This window comes from Streptococcus salivarius, from assembly GCF_002094975.1.
GTDB classification, from domain to species: domain Bacteria; phylum Bacillota; class Bacilli; order Lactobacillales; family Streptococcaceae; genus Streptococcus; species Streptococcus salivarius_D.
In genome coordinates, this window is sequence record NZ_CP015283.1 from 1,859,794 (window position 1) to 1,877,186 (window position 17,393).

Below are 17,393 nucleotides of genomic sequence, written 5' to 3' on the forward strand. Positions count from 1 at the left end.
CAATATATTTTTTGTCTTAAAATCTACATCTTAAAGACTTACTTATTATATCATTTTTTATTATCAAAAAAAGTTAATAAAACTTATTTTAATGATATTTTTATCACATTAATAATAGATTATAATTTTGTCATAAAAAAGACTCGTTCCCATAAAATATAAAAAGGAGAACCAAAGTCCTCCTTTTTATATCAATTAGTTTAGCACTCTAGGTGGATAAGCAAGACCATTCTTATCAAAGTAAACGTAAACTCCTGGTTGAATTTCTATCCATGTGCTAACAGCTCTCTTACCACTATCACCATAGTAATAGCTAATTCGACCATTGCCAGCACTTACTGTTTGACCTTTTACTTGTTTACCATCCTTAGCGAAGAAATAAGTATCGTCACCAATTTTAACTTCACCAGTCACTGACTTACCATTAGCACCAATGTAGTACCAGTTGTTGTCGCCTGTTGTGAAAAACTCATTAGTCAAGCGTTCACCTGTTGAAGCATTATACTTACTATAAGTACCATCTGCATTCTTAACAACACCACCCTTAACTTGGCTTCCGTCTGCATTAAAGTATAGGTGTTGGCCATTGATGACTTGTGCACCTGTAACAGTCTTACCATTAGCGCCTGCATAGTACCAAACATTGCCATCAGTTGTGAAGAATTCGTTAGTCACTAGCTCTCCAAAACCTTCTTTGTACTTGCTGTAAGTACCATCTGCATTCTTAACAACGCCACCTTTAACTTGGCTTCCATCTTCATTGAAGTAAAGTTTTTGACCATTGATGACTTGTGCACCTGTAGCAGCAACACCGTTTGCATCAAAGTAGTACCACTTACCATTGATATTTCTCCAAGTATCCTTGATACCATTACCAGTGTGTGCGTCAAAGTAATAAGTTTTACCTTTAAAGGTTACTAACTTATCTTTAGCTTGGAAACCGTCTTCTCCAAAATATTGTGTGAAACCATCAATAACCGTAACACCTTTGGCCATGACACCTTCATTAGTGAAGTAACGGAATTTCACAACCTTAGATTCTTTACCGTCTTTATCAGTTTCAGAAACATCAAATTTAGTGTAACCACCCTTGTACATTTGACCTTTAGAGTTATAAAGGTAGGTATTACCATTAGCATCAATGTAGAAGGCATTACTCAACATGATACCATTTGGTAAGAAACGATAAACGTCTTTACCATTTGGTGAGTATTCACTGTTAGTAACCATGTGACCACGAGCATCAAAGTAGTAAGTGTTACCATTGAAGGTTACAAAGGCAGATTTAGCTTGTGTACCACTTGTACCGAAGTAAGTGATTCCTTTACCATCACTTGAGAATCCAGTAATAACCTTTTCTTTACCTGTCAATTGAAGAGGAATGAAGTTACCTTCTTTAGTGACAGTGAAATACTTACCAGTTGCTTCATCGCTAAGTACATAGCCAACACCACGTTCAAGAACGTTTGTTCCGTTGAAGTATTCAGCCTTCCATTGTTTCAATTTAACAGAATCATCAATTGGTTTACCAGTTGAAATCATGTTTACCTTGAACATTTCAGGGTACTTAGCTTTAAGTTCAGCCAAGAATTCACCACCGTATTTAGCTTGGTAATCTTTGCCTGATGACTTAGAGTTAGCCACATAAAGTGAGTGGTCAATGATAGCGTCCGCAATCTTACGACCAGCACCATCAGTACGAGTCGCTGTTACAACTTCTTTACCTGGCAATTGGTAAATTTGGTCTGGAACCCAGTCAGCGATTGCTTGAATACCAGCCTTATGAAGTGCTTTAAGAGCATCACGTAGATCTTCTTTAGAACCGTATTTATTGTTCTTACTCATGGCAAGATCGTAACGGTCTGCAAAGGCATAACCATTTTGGATAACTGAGTCAAGGAAGGTACCATCGTCAGCAGATACAAATTGAGGTGCCATTTCAAATGATGTTACACCCCATGATTTGAACAAATCAACATTTTCAGCAATCTTACGGTTAGTATAGACTGAAGGATCTGAACCATCTGGAATAGTTTGAAAGTTAGAGAAGCCTTCGTAGATTAATTGTGAATCATAAGCTTCAGTCGCTTTAAGAGTCAATTCACCCTCTTTTTTAGCTTCTGTTGAAGGCGCTACTCGGATATCTTGATTATCTGAAGCTCCAACTGGAACCCAAACTGCTACGAAACCAGACATATCAAATGTTTCATAACCCTTGATGTCATTAGCACCGAAAGTCAAGACACCGTTGCTGTCTGTTTCTTTAACGTAACCTGCTGCGATTGCATCTGCATCAGATGTAAAGTTCTTGATACCATCAGCTGTACCAACAATCAAAGCACGGTATTTTTGGTTGGCATGGATTTTACCCATTTCAACATTAAGTTTAGCTGATTGATCCAAATTCAATTTTGGATTGTTAGCTACAAGTGTTACCTGACCAGAAGTACGGCTGTATTTAGAACCTTCTGTATCATTAGCTGTCATAATGTCTTTACCATAACGTACTGAAGTGTAGACTTCATTTGTGCGGTAAAGTTCAACATCTGAATTGTCCATCTTACCATCAGTTGGCAACCAGTATGAACGTTGTGCTTGCCCACCAGATACATACTTGATACGACTCTTCATCAAGTTAACAATGGTATCGTAATATGGAGACTTAGTTTCCATGTAGTGACCATCATCTGTATAAAGGTCTCCATAGTAGACACGAGTGATAGTTTCCATGTTTTGCAACATAACCGCGTAAGCCGCTGGGATGTTGTTAAGCGTATATTTTTTGTCGCTGCTGAGCATGTCTTTGTTGTAAATCTCAAAGGCTTGCTTCATTTCAGCATCAGTAATCGTGAAACCATCTGATTTTGGATTGATTTCTTTCTTGATGATTTCAGCAATAATATCTTGAACGTTGTTATCATGGGCACGGATAAAGACGTAATTTCCTGACGCATCTCCGTATTTCTCGTTATATTTACCGATTGTAGACTGTTTAACTGTTCCGTCTTCGTTATAGGCCTTGCTTCCATCTTTGTTAATCCAATCAGTCTTTTCATCACGTTGTGTCGTGTTGAAAGTATTGTTATACAAAGGACTTACAGCTGGTGTACGTTCTTTGATTGGTTTAGCCAATGAGAAGAGGAGAGCCAAACGTTGTTTGTTTTCCATAGCAAGCGCAGCGCCATCTGTCTTGTCATTGTAGTGGTTGTCATTAAGGCTCCATGCTTCAAGGACTGAGATGTGAGCAAGAGCGTTTGCTTCAGATTTGTTAACACCATAGTACTCACGGAAGTAGTTTGTGTAGAGTTGAAGCATGTCTGCATCGACATTATCTACCGCGTCGACACGGATACCATCGAAGTTAGCATCCTTGTCACCCATAACGATTGAACCCCAGTTCATAAGGTAGTGGATTTGGTTCAATTGTTCCGCTTGAACAACTGGGTTTGACAAATCTACGTCATTAGCTAGCAAGAAGTCGAAACCACCCATGTGGTTTGGATCTGATTGCTCATCAAGAATTGATTTATCAATTGTACCAGTCTGGTTAGTTGCTGTACGGTTCAAACGACGATAGTCAGAATTCGCCCATGGTGTACGTGAATCATTCACATAAAGAAGGGCACCACCTTGAAGGTGATCTTCGCCGCCACCTTTAGAGTAGTTTTCAGTTTCTTTGTTCCATTGTGGTTGTGTCTTAACAAAGGCAGAGATAGTTTCACGCAACCATTGTGTTGATTTTTCAGCCTGAATCTTTTGCTCAATCTTGATTTGAATGTCCTTAGCAGCAACTTTCAAAGTTTCTTGCTTATCTGTACTTGAATATTTAGCATCCAAGTTAAATACTTTAGACATGTAGTTCAAGTAGTTAACTTGTGTATCTACATTTGGCCACCAAGCCATCAAAAGTGGACGGAAATCTTCTGCAGTTGATGCTTGCCAAGTTACACCATCTTTGATGATAGAAGCTGGACGGTACCAGCTATCTGCAGTCAAATAACCATCAATCAATTCAAAGCTAGCTTCAGATGAATCGTAGGCACGGTTATTTATTGAGAAACCATCAACAATATTTGTTGTTCCTGGTGTGAAAGAGTATGTTGATGAACTTGTAAGAGCACCATCTTTACCGAAGTAAAGCAATTGACCATTTACAGTAATGGCAAAGTTTTCTTTGTGTGAACCATCTTCATTAACATAGTAATATTTACCATCAATGTTTTTGATGTTTTTCAAGGAAAGCGCAGCTTCTACTTCTGAATCTTTCAAAGCAGCTTCTGGCGCCTTAACTTCTGTATTAACAACTTCAGCCTTCACTGTTGCTGGTTGTTCTTCTGCTTTTTCAGTTGTAACAGCTGGTGCATCTGTTGTCACAACTGCTTCTTTATTTGGAACAGCTGCCACTGCTACATCAGCTGTTGTTGCTGTTGTAGCTGCTTCAGCTGTTGCTTGTGTGTTCGTTGTAGTCGCTGTTTCTACAGCATTTGTTTCTTTAGCAGGTGTTAAAACATCTGCTTCTTTTGTATTTGTACGTTTATCGGCTTCTTTGGTTGCTTCAGGAGAAGTAACTAAAGAAGCTGTTGTACCTGAATTTGATTGAGTTACTGTCTTATCTTGAGTTTCATCCGCTGAAACTGAAGATGTTGTTACAGACAATCCTCCCAAGACAGTAGCAAGTGCTACAGAAGCAACTGCAATTGTAACCCATTGCTTCTTAACTTTATGAAGCTTATAGTGTATCTTATTTTCCATTATAATTTTCCCCGTGATTTTATTTGTCAAAATCAGACTGAAATCTATCCGATTTCAAACAGTTATATTATATCATTATTTTCTAACTATTTCTCGAATTAATTGTTTTTTTATAAAATATATATTACATAACATTAATATTAGAAAAACTTTGTAACACACCTATTTCATAGGTTTTCAATTCTCATTTTCATATCATTTGATAACTAAAACTATTTTTCATAAAAGCCGCCAAAGTCCTTGATACAATAGCTTTTACAATGATTCTGACTCAAAATTGATATTTGTCAGATTTTTTCTTTAAGGAGCATAAAAAGGCAAAATTTCTTTAAACGATTCTCGTTTTCAAGAAATTTCACCTATAAATTCATGTCAAATCATATCGTTTTTCACTTAATCTCTCAGATTAAGATTAGATTGATTGATTATTTATTTATCAAAATCAGCATAACCATTTTCATCGAAGAAGACAGTCGTACCGTCTTGGAAAGTAATCCATGTGTTTGTCACACGTTCTCCAAGAACTGATTCGTAGTATTCTACTCCTTTTGGTGTGCTGATTGGGCTACCTTTAACTTGACGTCCCAAATTATCAAAGTAATATTCTTTACCATCGATATTTTGGCGTCCTGTTACAGCCTTACCATCTTTGAAGTAGTACCAAACATTGTTACCAGTTGTCAAGAAACGGTTATTGAGACGCTCACCTGAATCTTTGTCATAGTAAGAAAGTGATCCGTCAGCATTCTTAACAAAGTCGCCTTTGACTTGACTACCATCTTCTTTGAAGTAATAGTTTTTACCACCAACACTATAGGCACCTGTCACGATTTCACCATTATCTTTGGCGTAGTACCATGTCTTACCACCATCAAGAGTGAAGAAATCAGATTTGACTTGGCTTCCATCAGCATTGAAGTAATAGTTAAGGTGGTCAATCGTTTGACGACCTGTAGCGAGGTTACCATCCTTATCAGCATGGTACCACTTGCCGTTCACTTCGAAGAACTTGTCTTTAACCTTGTAACCATTATCTACAGTGTAGTAGCTAATCTTGCCATTTTCAGTAACAAATTCACCTTTAACTTGGGCACCATTTGCACGGAAGTAATAGTCGTGACCGTCCAAAGTAAGGGCACCTGTCACATTTTTACCAGCTGCATCACGGTAGAACCATGTTGAGCCATCTGTTGTGTAGAATTCACCCTTCTTAGCTTGTGCATAGCCTTGATCGTTGAATTCATACCAGATACCATCGATTTCTGCCCAACGATTTGTGTAGGCATTACCTGAATTTTTATCAAAGAAGTAGAGTTTTCCGTCTGGAGTCACATACTTAGTACCTTTAGCTTGGAAGCCATTTTCATCAAAGTATTGCAATCCTCCACCAGCATAAGTCAAGCCAACAGCCATTTCTCCAGTTGGTGAGAAATAACGGAATTTAGCTTCTGTTTCTGAAGTACCTTCTTTCGGTACATCGAATACAAAGTAACCATCTTTGTATTGCTCACCAAAGCTACCAAAGTAATAATATTTACCATCTTGTTGATAAATAGAATCACGAAGCTGTACACCATTTGGCAAGAAGAAATAAGTCTTACCATCGATATCTTGACGACCAGTCAACATATAACCTTCTTTATCGAAGTAATAGTAATTTCCAGCATATTTAATGAAAGCATTCTTAGCTTGGAAACCACTATTATCAAAGTAGGCCATACCCTTACCATCATAGTAGAAACCTGTCTTACCACCTTGGTCTGTCAAAGGTTTTGGCAAGAAGATGCCATTATCAGTAACTTGATAATAGCGACCAGTAGCATCGTTACTGAGAACATAACGATTACCACGACCAAGGATATTAGTACCATTCATGTACTTAGCAGACCATTGCTTGATTTTAACAGATGGATCAATCTTCTTACCAGTTGATATCATCACATCTTCAAACAACTGTGGATATTTCTTTTGGAGCTCATCAAGGAACTCACCACCATATTGAGCTTGGAAGTCCTTACCTGATGATTTAGAATTTGCAACATATAAAGTGTTATTGATATAAGCATTGGCCTTTGGAGTACCATAACTATTTGCACGTGTTGCTGTTACAACTTCTTGTCCTGGCAATTGGTAAAGTTGATCTGGAACCCAGTCAGCAATTGCTTGAATACCTTGCTTGTGAAGCGCCTTAAGTGCATCACGAAGATCTTCTTTAGAACCATATTTGTTATTCTTACTCATGGCAAGGTCATATCGGTCAGTAAAGGCATAGCCATTTTGGATAACAGAATCAAGGAAGGTACGGTCATCAGCCGATACAAATTGAGGAGCCATCTCGAATGATGTGATTCCCCATGACTTGAAGAGTTCTGCGTTTTCTGCAATCAATTTATTAGTATATTGGCTATCTTTTTCAACAAAATCTTGGAAGTTTGAGAAACCTTCATAGATAACTTGTGAGTCCAATGCTTCAGTAGCAGAAAATGTCTTGTCAAGTTTCTTATCTGAACCTTTAACACGGATATCTTGGTTATCAGGCGCACCTACTGGTACCCAAACACCAAGATAACCTCTCATATCAACAGTTCGATACCCCTTGATTTCATCTCCACTGAAAGACAAGTTTCCTTCAGCATCAGTGTATTTAATTTTTCCAGCTGCTGCTGCATCATTTTCGTAAGTGACAATTCCCTTATCAGTACCAAGAAGTAATGGACGGTAGGCTTGGTTAGCATGAAGTTTACCCATGTTAACTTTCAAAGTACCATCACCCAATGAGAAATCCTGATTATTGGCAATAAGGGTCAACATACCAGAATGTTTACTTGTTTCTGCTACACCCGTAGTTTGGTCAGCAGTCATAATATCTTTACCGTAACGAACAGATGACAAGATTTCTTTTCCATTGAACGTGTCGACTTTCATCGATTGTCCACCTGAAACATATTTCATACGGTTCTTCAAGAGTGTTGTGATAGCATCATAGTAAGGAGACTTGGTAGCCATATATTGGCCGTTATCCGTATAAAGATCTCCATAATAAACACGAGTTACCTGCTCCATATTTTGAAGAATCAAAGCATAGGCGGCTGGAATATTGTTAATAGTATAACGTTTTTCTGCCTTCTTCATATCTTCATTATAGATTTCAAAGGCACGTTTCAATTCAGCATCAGTCATGGTATAACCATCTGATTTTGGATTGATTTCTTTTTGAACAATATCACGAATGATATCTTGAACAAGGTTATCATGAGCACGCGCAAAGATATAGTTAGCTTGTGTATCTCCGTACTTACTATTATTTGTACGGTCTGTCAAACTGCTAGTAATCAAATCTTTCAATGAAGATCCAGATCCATAAAGTGCACCCATAATTGCATAACGAAGGTTATTATCCATGGCAAGGGCTGCACCATCATGTTTTTGATTATAAGCATTATCATTTAAATCCCAAGCTTCAAGGATAGAAATGTGAGCAAGTGCATTTGCTTCAGATTTATCCACACCAAAGGCTGCACGGAAGTAGTTTGTATAAACTTGGAGAAGGTCAGCATCGACATTGTCAACTGCATCAACACGGATACCATCAAAGTTAGCATCCTTATCACCCATAACAATTGATCCCCAGTTCACAAGATAGTGAATTTGGTTCAACTGCTCAGCTTGCACAACTGGGTTTGAGTTATCAACGTCATTGGCAAGTAGGAATTCATAACCACCCAAGTATCTTCCTGTACCATTTAGAGAACCATCTTGGTTACTTGGTGTACGGTTAAGCAAACGGTAATCAGAATTTGCCCAAGGTGTCTTGTCATTATTGACATAAAGAAGAGCTCCCCCTTGAAGGTGGTCAGCAAGGGTATAGTTTTCAGTTGTAGTATTCCACTGGTCTTGTTCTTTTACAAAAGACTCAATTGCTTGACGAAGCCATTCAGTTGATTTTTTAGCTGAAATTTCTTGTTCAATCTTAATTTGAATTGTCTTAGCAGCTGCATTCAATTCAGATTGACTTTGGCTGGTTGAATAAGTTGCGTTAAGATTAAAGTGTTTAGAGAAAGTATTGAGGTAGGCTACTTGTGTATCTACATCAGGCCACCATGCCATCAAAAGTGGACGGAAATCTTTCTCAGTTGACACACGCCATTTTTCACCATTTTCCAAAATAGTGACTGGACGGTACCAGCTGTTTGGTGTCAAGTACCCATCTACCAACTCGAAGCTTTCCTTCTTAGAATCGTAAGCACGGTTATGTGAAGAAAAAGCATCAACTAGATTAGTTGTACCTGGTGTGAATGAGTGTGTTGATGTGCTTGTCAAAGCACCGTCTTTACCGAAGTAAAGCAACTGGCCATTAACTGAAACAGCAAAATTTGTTTTGTATGAACCATCTTCTTTGACATAATAGTATTTACCATCAACTTGTTTGATGTTGTTCAAAGAGAGCGCTGCTGTTTCTTCTTTTTCAGTAACACCAGATTTTGGTTTTTCAGCTACTGTAAGCGTTGTATCTGTCGCTGTTGCAGCTGGTGTTTCTGTTGTCGCACCATTTGCTACTGCTGCACGATCAGTTGTTGCTGGTGTTGCAGTATTAGTAGTTGTATCTGCTGCAGTGGTTGCTGCCGCAGGAGTTTCGACTGTTGCAGCATCAGCAGCCTTATCATTTGTTGTTGCTGTCGCATCTGTCGTAGCAGTTGCTGCAGGAGCGGCTACTTCATGCGTTTCAACGACAACATCGCTTTCAGCTGTCGTAGAGGCAACTGGTTGAGTTGTTTCATCAGCTGAAACCTTTTGATTGGCAACTGTAGCACCACCTACGATAGAGGCAAGTGCTGCCGAAGTGACGGCAATCGTCACCCACTGCTTCTTAACTTTGTGAAGCTTATAATGTACCTTTTTTCCCATTTTAGGTCCTCATTTCATTTTCCTAGTTTGAATAAAATCTACATAATTCAAACAATTTCATTATAGCATATTTTTTTCAGTCAACTAGAGTCTTTATCAAATCATTTCAATTTTTAATCATATTGTAAATTGATTAACATTTCGACAAATATTAAAGACTACCAAATGTAGAAAACGGTAGTCTTTTTCTATTTTTAGGAAAGTTTTTAGAGGTAATTTAATAAGCTATCTCTATTCAATCAGTAGCAATTTAAAAGTCAGCTATTAAGCAAAAACGACGTTATGTTGGACCCTGTAGCTAACTAAAAAGAGCAAGGTTTCTGTGACTAATTTTGCCAGAACCAGTCCTAAACCAATAGCAACTAGACTACTAAGTAAGAAATAGTTACAGGCCAGGAGAACCAAGACCAACATAAAGTAGCGAACACTCGATCTAAAGAGAGAGCTTGTCGGATTAAAGACCACATTAGCGTTCAGTAGACACTGGCTGGAAGCCGAAATCACACGAGCTAGCACGACCGAAAGGAGCAGATTCTTCGTCAAGGCAAAGAGCACAAATAAGGCTGTTGCATCAATGACTGAGGCCAAGACGGCCGTGCCAGAGAACTTTAAAAAAGGGCTGTAAATACGGATGGAATCACGAATGGGCCGAAAGTGCGAACTTTTATTTTCCTCCAGATAAACGGTTTCGATAGGGACTTCAGAGATTTGGTGGCCTGACTTTTTGGCTTCAAGCAACATATTAAACTCGTACTCGAAACGATTGCCATCCAGATTAAGAAGCCATGGAATCAGGTCGGTTGACATGCCTCGAAGCCCTGTCTGAGTATCTGTTACCTTTTGGCCAGTTACTAGACGGAAAAGTCCAGCAGTTACCTTATTTCCAAAGCGGCTACGTGCTGGCACCTTACCAACAAAGGCACGCGCACCCAAAACAAGATGACTTGGATTTTCCTCGGTTGCCTTGGCCACACGGACAATATCTTTAATCAGATGCTGACCATCACTGTCAACTGTGACAATAGGTTGCGCCGAAAGGTGCTGACTGACTACTTCTTCTTGAATGTGAGCAAAGGCAGTTTTGAGAGCAGCTCCTTTTCCTTTATTGACAGGATGGGTAAGGACAGTCGCTCCAATAAAAGCCGTTTCGTCGTAATAGTCGTTATAGCCTGGGCCACTCCCATCATTAACAACAATAATACGGGCTTTAGGGAGTTTTATGGTAATATCTTGAACCACCTGAATCAGGCGTTTGTCTGGTTCATAAGCTGGAATAATAATATACATAGGCACTTCCTTTCTGTTTCATCCTATGACTCTTTAGTGACCTCCTCCAAAGCCACCTGATTGCCCACCACCTTGGGGACCACCGCCACCTTGAGGGCCACCGCCGCCAGGCATTGAGTTTTCAATCTTAGTTTGTTTCTCACCATTGATAGTAATGTCACCACCGGTATAGGTCGCTGAACCATCAAAGTCAAAGCCAGACTGACCAGTCAAATTAATCGTTCCACCCGATACAATAATATCGCCGTTAGAATCGATTGGGTCGGTATCGCCTTGGCCAACCTCAACATTTAGGGTTCCACCGGTCATCTTGAAGAAAATCTCACTTTGACTGGCATTAGCATTGGCAGCATTAACACCATCGTCCGTTGCATAGACATCGATGTCTCCGCCATTGATGGTCACAGATTTACCTTCGATACCTTCAGTTGATTTTTCAACCTTGTAAGTACCACTATCAATAATCAGGTCGCCGGACGCATGAATACCGTCGTCACCAGCCTTGATGGTCATGGTATTGTCAGACAGATACATGGTACCTACTGAGGTGTCGTCATCATTGTCGACCTTGACACCATCTTCTTCCGCTTCAATGGTCATAGTTGTTCCTGTGATATTGAGTTCATCATTGACATTGAAGGCATCACCGACTGAGGAAATCTTATAGGTACCGCCAGTTATATGAAGGCTGTCATTGGCTTTAATACCGTTGTTTTTCTTGGCATCAATGTTTAGAGTACCTGAACCGTTAATGGTCAAATCTCCTTTAGAGAAAATCACAGCATCCGCATCTTCATCACTATTAGAACTTGAATCAGAAAGTGTGTTTGTAGTGCCATCTTTAAGTGTCAGATAGACATGACCAGCTTTTGTGGCATTGATTGCTGCATTTGTATTTGTCATGGTAGCACCATCCAAAACAATATGGACATCGTCTGAATCACCAGCGTCTACCTTGATTTGCACACCGTCGGATTTTCCTGAAATGACGTAGGTCCCTGCTTTAGAGATGGTTACAGTTGAACCTGATAGGGCTGCACCATCACCTGAAACATCCGCAGATGAGCCTGATAACTTAATCTTAGTAGCTGAGCTTTCGTTATAAGAGGTATCAGAATCTTTAGAAGTAAAATAGTTGCTGTTGCTGTTCTTATTTGTTTTCTTACTGGTCGTTGCTGTTACAGCACTTGTTTTTGATGTAGTGCTTGACGTCGTCCCAGTTGACTGATTACTTGATTGGCTACAAGCTGTCATGACTGTTAGAGCAGTCGCACAGGTCAATAAAGTCGTCCATTTTTTTAGTTTTTTTGATTTCATATTTTTTCCTCTCGAGTTCGTTTGGATGATTACAGTTTACGGGACTTACCTAAAACATTTCTAAAGGTTAACTAAAACTTATCTTAAGTTAAGTTTGGTGAAAGTTTGGCTTAGGACTTCTTTCAGAAAAGTCCCATAGACTAATAGGCGAGCAAATGAATACTTTATATAGTAGTACTTTTGCTCTCAACTTAATTTTCTACTAAAAAATAAAAGCCAAATCTTGAATTGACGGCTTTGTATCTTATCTAATTGAACACGCCTACAACTCGGGGGAAAAAGATGGGCCCTGCTTGGAGATAAACTCCTGCGGCTGGTCCCCCTATTTTCCTGGGAGTTGCTTTACGGCTTTGTATCTTATCTATAAAAGGAGTTTTTTCATGGTTAAACAATTGGAAACACGTTTTAAACGTATTGAAACAAAATATGTGGTCTCAAAGGAAAATCTTGAAGACCTGCTCACTGATCTTAAGGAGTATTTGGTAGAGGATGATTATCCGACATCTACCATTTCAAATATTTACTTTGATACGGATAATTTTGACGTCATCCAAGATGCCCTAGATGGTAATCACCGTCAAGAGAAAATCCGCATGCGTACCTACCTAGCCAATCCCAAAATTGATAGTAAGGTCTTTTTAGAGGTTAAAGCCAAAGATGATGAGGGAATTGGACATAAGTTTCGTCTCGTTTCAACTCCACTTGCCATCACTAACTTGATGACAGACGGTAAGAATCATGGTCAAATCACTGACCGCCAGCTCTTGCAAGATATTCATCAGTTACGCCAGCGCTATAATGAGGGACTCAAACCTCGTATGTATATCTACTACGACCGTTTTTCAATGAAAGAAAAAGAGACTATCGAAGGCTATGCCTACAATAAAGTTCGTGTTACCCTTGACCAAAATTTGACTTACCGTGATGAAGACGTCAGTCTCTTTAAGGGAAATCATGGTTTTCCCCTTCTTGATGAAGATACGATTATCATGGAAATCAAGGCACCTGGCAAAAAGCCTGACTGGCTTCAAGCTATCTTAGACAAACATGGTTTGGAAGAGCAAAAATTCTCAAAATACAGCTGTGCCTACCATAAATCTCAAGGTCTAGACTACGGACCACGTCCAGCACAAGAAAAAGGAGCTGCCGCCTATGTCTAATCTCTTCAATTCTATCTTTAATGATGCGACCGCAACCGCTAGTCCCCTTCAACTCATGCTGGCCTTACTGGTCAGTCTTATTTTAGGCTTGGCTCTAACCTGGACTTACAAATACCGAACCCTATACACCCGAGAATTTGTCGTTAGTTTGACCCTACTTCCATGTTTGATGACCCTAGTTATCTTCCTTGTCAATGGCAGTTTGGGGACCTCTATCGCCGTGGCAGGAACCTTTAGTCTCATTCGTTTTCGTTCAGCGACTAGTGGTTCCAGAGAGCTAATCGCCGTCTTTATGGCCATGATTATTGGTCTGGCATCTGGGACAGGATATCTCTTACTGGCCGTCCTCTTCACCGCCTTTCTATTGGCTGTTTGGCTTCTTTTAGAAAATCGTCAAAGTCGTACCGACAACCAACGTCGTAGACTCCTGACCATTAACGTCTCCTACCAAGACCTAATTGACCAAAAAATCACTAAAACCTTGCTTAATTTCACCAGTGAATGCGACCTAATTTCCCTTAATACCACAGGTGGAGGCGAAACCATGCAACTGGTCTACGAAGTGGACTTGAATCCCCAAGTGGACGACTTCCAATTGACTAACCACCTGATTTCAAACATTAAAAATTGTGACCTTGCCCTAACCAAAAAAGCTAAGAAGAAAAAGAATTTGTAAGACAAAAAGACATCTCCGACTGATTTTCGGAGATGTTTTTACATGTTTTGAGGTTAACATTTTCACTTAGCTGTAACCCCACTTTTAACGGCCTAGTATGGCAGTCTAGCTTATCGATCAAAATCAAAATACTTTCTAATCATCTTCATCTTGGACAACCTTACCATCTTGTACGTTAAAGGTATAGCCAATGTGATTGTAATTATCTTCATCAATTGAGTAAAAATAAAATTCGTACTCTCCGTCTGGTAGCTTGCTAGCATCCAGTTTAGTTGTGGCCTCTTCTAAATCTTTCTTACTAGTATTATCTGTATCGCCTACTTCTATTCTCATAGTAACAAGGTGTTCTTCAATCATTGTTTGGTAGGGAATTTGATAATACCCATAAAAATCATCCTTCCCGTTTTTACGGTTTTCCTCAGCTAAATGCTTTTTACGATTACCAGCCTCTTGATCAATCGTAGTATTATCGCTGAAGGAGAATTCTTCGATATCAAGGCCTAACGATTGCTTTTTAAGCTCCTTAAAGAGTTTTTGCTCTTCTTTTTTTACAGATTTTTGTTGTAAGTAGCTTTCCCAGTAATGACCAGGGGTCTTATATTCTTCACCATTAACTGTCCAGTCCAGGTTAAAAGTAATTTGTGAATCTAATGATATGGTTTGATTATCGTAGGTTTCCTCTGAATAGGTATAATCAACATAAATACCATCTGAATCTAGAAACACCTTTTTGATATGCTTAACTTGGACCTTTCCCTTAAAACCATTATGAGCCAAGATTTTTTGCGTTTTTTCCCCTAGCCTTGAAGTAAGAATTTGGCAGTACAACTTTACAACCAACTAAAAGACTAGAACAGAGGAGGAGAATAGCTAAGCAAGAAAGCTTTAAAATATTAGGAGTATTTTTCTTCATAGGACATCCTTCCTTTCCTCAATGATTTGTATAAATAAGCACACCAAATCCTTCAAATAAAACGAGCTTTCTTCACTCCTATTATAGCATTTTAAAGCGCTTTCTTATGGTGGTTAGAAGGATAAAAGATTAGGATGTATCCAGCAAAAAAGCCTGAATATCACTTCAGGCTTTTCATCTTAGTTCAAATCGATTGATATAATCCTTAATAATCCGTTACTTCTTTTCGGTCATGGACATTGCTTTGTTTGCCTTGACGGGCTTTAAGAACAGCTTCAACGTCTTCAGGACTAACCCCTGTTTCAACGAGCATGACTGCTAGGTGATAAAGGACGTCTGCTGTCTCGTTGGCAATTTCTTCTTTATCAGCATTTTTAGCTCCGATCACAACTTCTGTTGCTTCTTCGCCAACTTTTTTAAGAATCTTGTCTAGACCCTTGTCAAAAAGGTAATTGGTATAAGACCCTTCTTTGGGATTTTTTTTACGATCTAAGGCTTCCTTATAAAGTGTTTCTAACATAGCTACTCCTATCTATCTTGATTGTCATCATATATATCCGTAAAGAAACAGCTGTAGGCTCCTGTATGGCAGGCTGCTCCTTCTTGTTCCACAGCGATAAGCAGGGTGTCCTGATCACAATCTGTCTTGATGCTTTTGACATGTTGGAAATGGCCAGATGTGGCTCCCTTATGCCAAAGCTCATTTCTGGAACGGCTCCAGTAATGCATTTGTTTGGTCTCAAGGGTTAACTGATAGGACAGCTCATTCATATAGGCCAACATGAGCACCTGTCCCGTCTTGTAATCTGTCACAATGACTGGTACCAGTCCGCCTTGTTTGTCAAAATCAAGTTTAACCTCTGTCATTGTCTCACCTCGATTCCTGCATTTGCCAAGACTTGTTTGGTTTCGCCTATATTTACCTCACCAAAGTGGAAGATAGAGGCTGCCAGAGCACCCGTCGCTGTTGTCTTTTCAAAGACTTCTACAATATCCTCAATATTTCCTGCACCACCAGAGGCAATGATTGGAACATCGACGACCTCCGCTACACGATTGAGCATTTCCAAATCAAAACCAGACTTAGTGCCGTCCTTGTCCATGCTGGTTAAGAGAATTTCTCCAGCCCCCAAAGCGACGACTTCTTGAGCCCATTGGATGAGGTCCCTACCTGTATCCTTACGGCCTCCCGCCACAAAGACATGCCAGCTCCCATCAGCCATCTTTTTAGCATCAATCGCAGCCACTACACACTGATTCCCGAATTTTTGAGCACAATCAGCAATTAGTTGCGGATTGGCAAGGGCTGAGGAATTGACGGCAACCTTGTCAGCACCGGCTTTGAGCATCTTGTTCATGTCTTCAACTGAACGGATACCACCACCAACCGTGAAGGGGATAAAGACCTGATCGGCAACACGACGCACCATATCAACCGTTGTTTCACGATTATCCGAAGTCGCTGTGATGTCCAAGAAAACAAGTTCGTCACAACCAGCTTCATAATAAGCACGCGCAGAATCAACAGGGTCACCAACATCTGTCAGATTCACAAAATTAACCCCCTTGACAACACGGCCATCCTTGACATCCAAACAGGGAATAATACGTTTCTTAAGCATATTAACCTCCGAAAGCCTTGAGCTGGTCTAATGTGATATTGCCGTTATAGTAGGCTTTGCCGACAATGGTTCCTGCCACACCAATCTCTTCTAGGTGATCTAAGTCAGCTACTTCTGCAATTCCACCTGAAGCAATGACTTTGGCGGTTGTGAGTTCAGATACCAAACGTTTGTAGTGATCAAGATTGGGTCCTGTCAGTGTGCCATCTCGATCAACATCAGTATAGACAAAGAGGGTTACGCCCATCTTTTCCATTTCCTTAGCCAAGGTGATGTAGTCCACATTGCTTGTTTCCAACCAACCTTCGGTAGCGACAAACCCTGCCTTGGCATCAATACCTACGACAATTTTATCGGCACCAAATTCCTCTAAAGCTGCTCGAACGAAGTCAGGATTTTTAACGGCCATTGAACCGATAATGATACGGTCGATGCCAACTTCCAAATAGTCACGAATCTGCTCCAAGGTACGGATACCGCCACCAACTTCGATGCCAAGTCCAGAAACCTTCTTGACCTCTGCAATCAAGTCACGGTTAGTGGCACGACCATCTAGGGCACCGTCCAAGTCGACGACATGAATAAATTGAATGCCCGCATCCTTAAAGATCTTTGCCTGCTCAATAACATCTGGATTGACAACGGTTTGTTGGTTGAAATCTCCTTTAAAGAGACGAACAGCCTGTCCATCCTTAATATCAATTGCTGGTAGAATTTGCATCTCCCCTACCATCCTTTCTAACTAAAAAGTCTTTGCTCTC

At 39.8% G+C, this 17,393-nt stretch carries 12 protein-coding genes; 2 read left to right on the forward strand and 10 right to left on the reverse strand.

From position 1 onward, the window contains the following. Positions 1-195 precede the first annotated feature (195 nt). From V471_RS08745 to V471_RS08760, 4 genes are all read right to left on the reverse strand, one after another. A complete protein-coding gene (locus V471_RS08745; protein ID WP_084871409.1) occupies positions 196-4,752 on the reverse strand; it encodes a glycoside hydrolase family 70 protein in 4,557 nt (1,518 codons plus the stop codon). A gap of 429 nt (positions 4,753-5,181) precedes the next feature. After that, entirely contained in the window at positions 5,182-9,657 is a 4,476-nt protein-coding gene (locus tag V471_RS08750) for a glycoside hydrolase family 70 protein (RefSeq protein WP_045768856.1), read from the reverse strand. A gap of 264 nt (positions 9,658-9,921) precedes the next feature. Then, a complete protein-coding gene (locus V471_RS08755; RefSeq protein ID WP_045768857.1) occupies positions 9,922-10,944 on the reverse strand; it encodes a glycosyltransferase in 1,023 nt (340 codons plus the stop codon). A gap of 33 nt (positions 10,945-10,977) precedes the next feature. Next, positions 10,978-12,261, reverse strand: a complete 1,284-nt coding sequence (locus V471_RS08760; RefSeq protein ID WP_073686675.1) for a carbohydrate-binding domain-containing protein — start codon at positions 12,259-12,261, stop codon at positions 10,978-10,980. A 380-nt stretch (positions 12,262-12,641) separates the two neighbouring features. Between V471_RS08760 and V471_RS08765 the strand changes: the two genes are divergently transcribed. Together V471_RS08765 and V471_RS08770 are read left to right on the forward strand one after the other, a co-directional pair. Next, on the forward strand, positions 12,642-13,421 hold the full coding sequence (locus V471_RS08765) for a polyphosphate polymerase domain-containing protein (protein ID WP_073686676.1): 780 nt from the start codon (positions 12,642-12,644) through the stop codon (positions 13,419-13,421). Beyond that, the gene (locus V471_RS08770; RefSeq protein ID WP_073686677.1) at positions 13,414-14,097 is read left to right on the forward strand and encodes a DUF4956 domain-containing protein; all 684 of its coding nucleotides are present in this window, start codon (positions 13,414-13,416) and stop codon (positions 14,095-14,097) included. Before V471_RS08765 ends, V471_RS08770 begins: the two co-directional genes overlap by 8 nt. Positions 14,098-14,232: 135 nt before the next feature. Here V471_RS08770 and V471_RS08775 read toward each other — a convergent pair whose 3' ends face one another. The 6 genes from V471_RS08775 to hisA form a co-directional block, all read right to left on the reverse strand. Continuing rightward, complete coding sequence (locus V471_RS08775) at positions 14,233-14,823, reverse strand: hypothetical protein (RefSeq protein WP_224119022.1); 591 nt, start codon at positions 14,821-14,823, stop codon at positions 14,233-14,235. Positions 14,824-14,863: 40 nt separating this feature from the next. Then, on the reverse strand, positions 14,864-15,010 hold the full coding sequence (locus V471_RS11115; protein WP_004182676.1) for a hypothetical protein: 147 nt from the start codon (positions 15,008-15,010) through the stop codon (positions 14,864-14,866). A gap of 205 nt (positions 15,011-15,215) precedes the next feature. Beyond that, complete coding sequence (gene hisE, locus V471_RS08780) at positions 15,216-15,530, reverse strand: phosphoribosyl-ATP diphosphatase (protein ID WP_002884043.1); 315 nt, start codon at positions 15,528-15,530, stop codon at positions 15,216-15,218. Positions 15,531-15,538: 8 nt separating this feature from the next. Continuing rightward, complete coding sequence (gene hisI / locus V471_RS08785; RefSeq protein ID WP_004182677.1) at positions 15,539-15,877, reverse strand: phosphoribosyl-AMP cyclohydrolase; 339 nt, start codon at positions 15,875-15,877, stop codon at positions 15,539-15,541. Continuing rightward, entirely contained in the window at positions 15,874-16,632 is a 759-nt protein-coding gene (gene hisF, locus V471_RS08790; RefSeq protein ID WP_004182678.1) for an imidazole glycerol phosphate synthase subunit HisF, read from the reverse strand. The genes hisI and hisF overlap by 4 nt, the downstream gene beginning before the upstream one ends. Before the next feature lies 1 nt (position 16,633). Continuing rightward, on the reverse strand, positions 16,634-17,353 hold the full coding sequence (gene hisA, locus V471_RS08795; protein ID WP_004182679.1) for a 1-(5-phosphoribosyl)-5-[(5-phosphoribosylamino)methylideneamino]imidazole-4-carboxamide isomerase: 720 nt from the start codon (positions 17,351-17,353) through the stop codon (positions 16,634-16,636). Between the last annotated feature and the right edge of the window lie 40 nt (positions 17,354-17,393).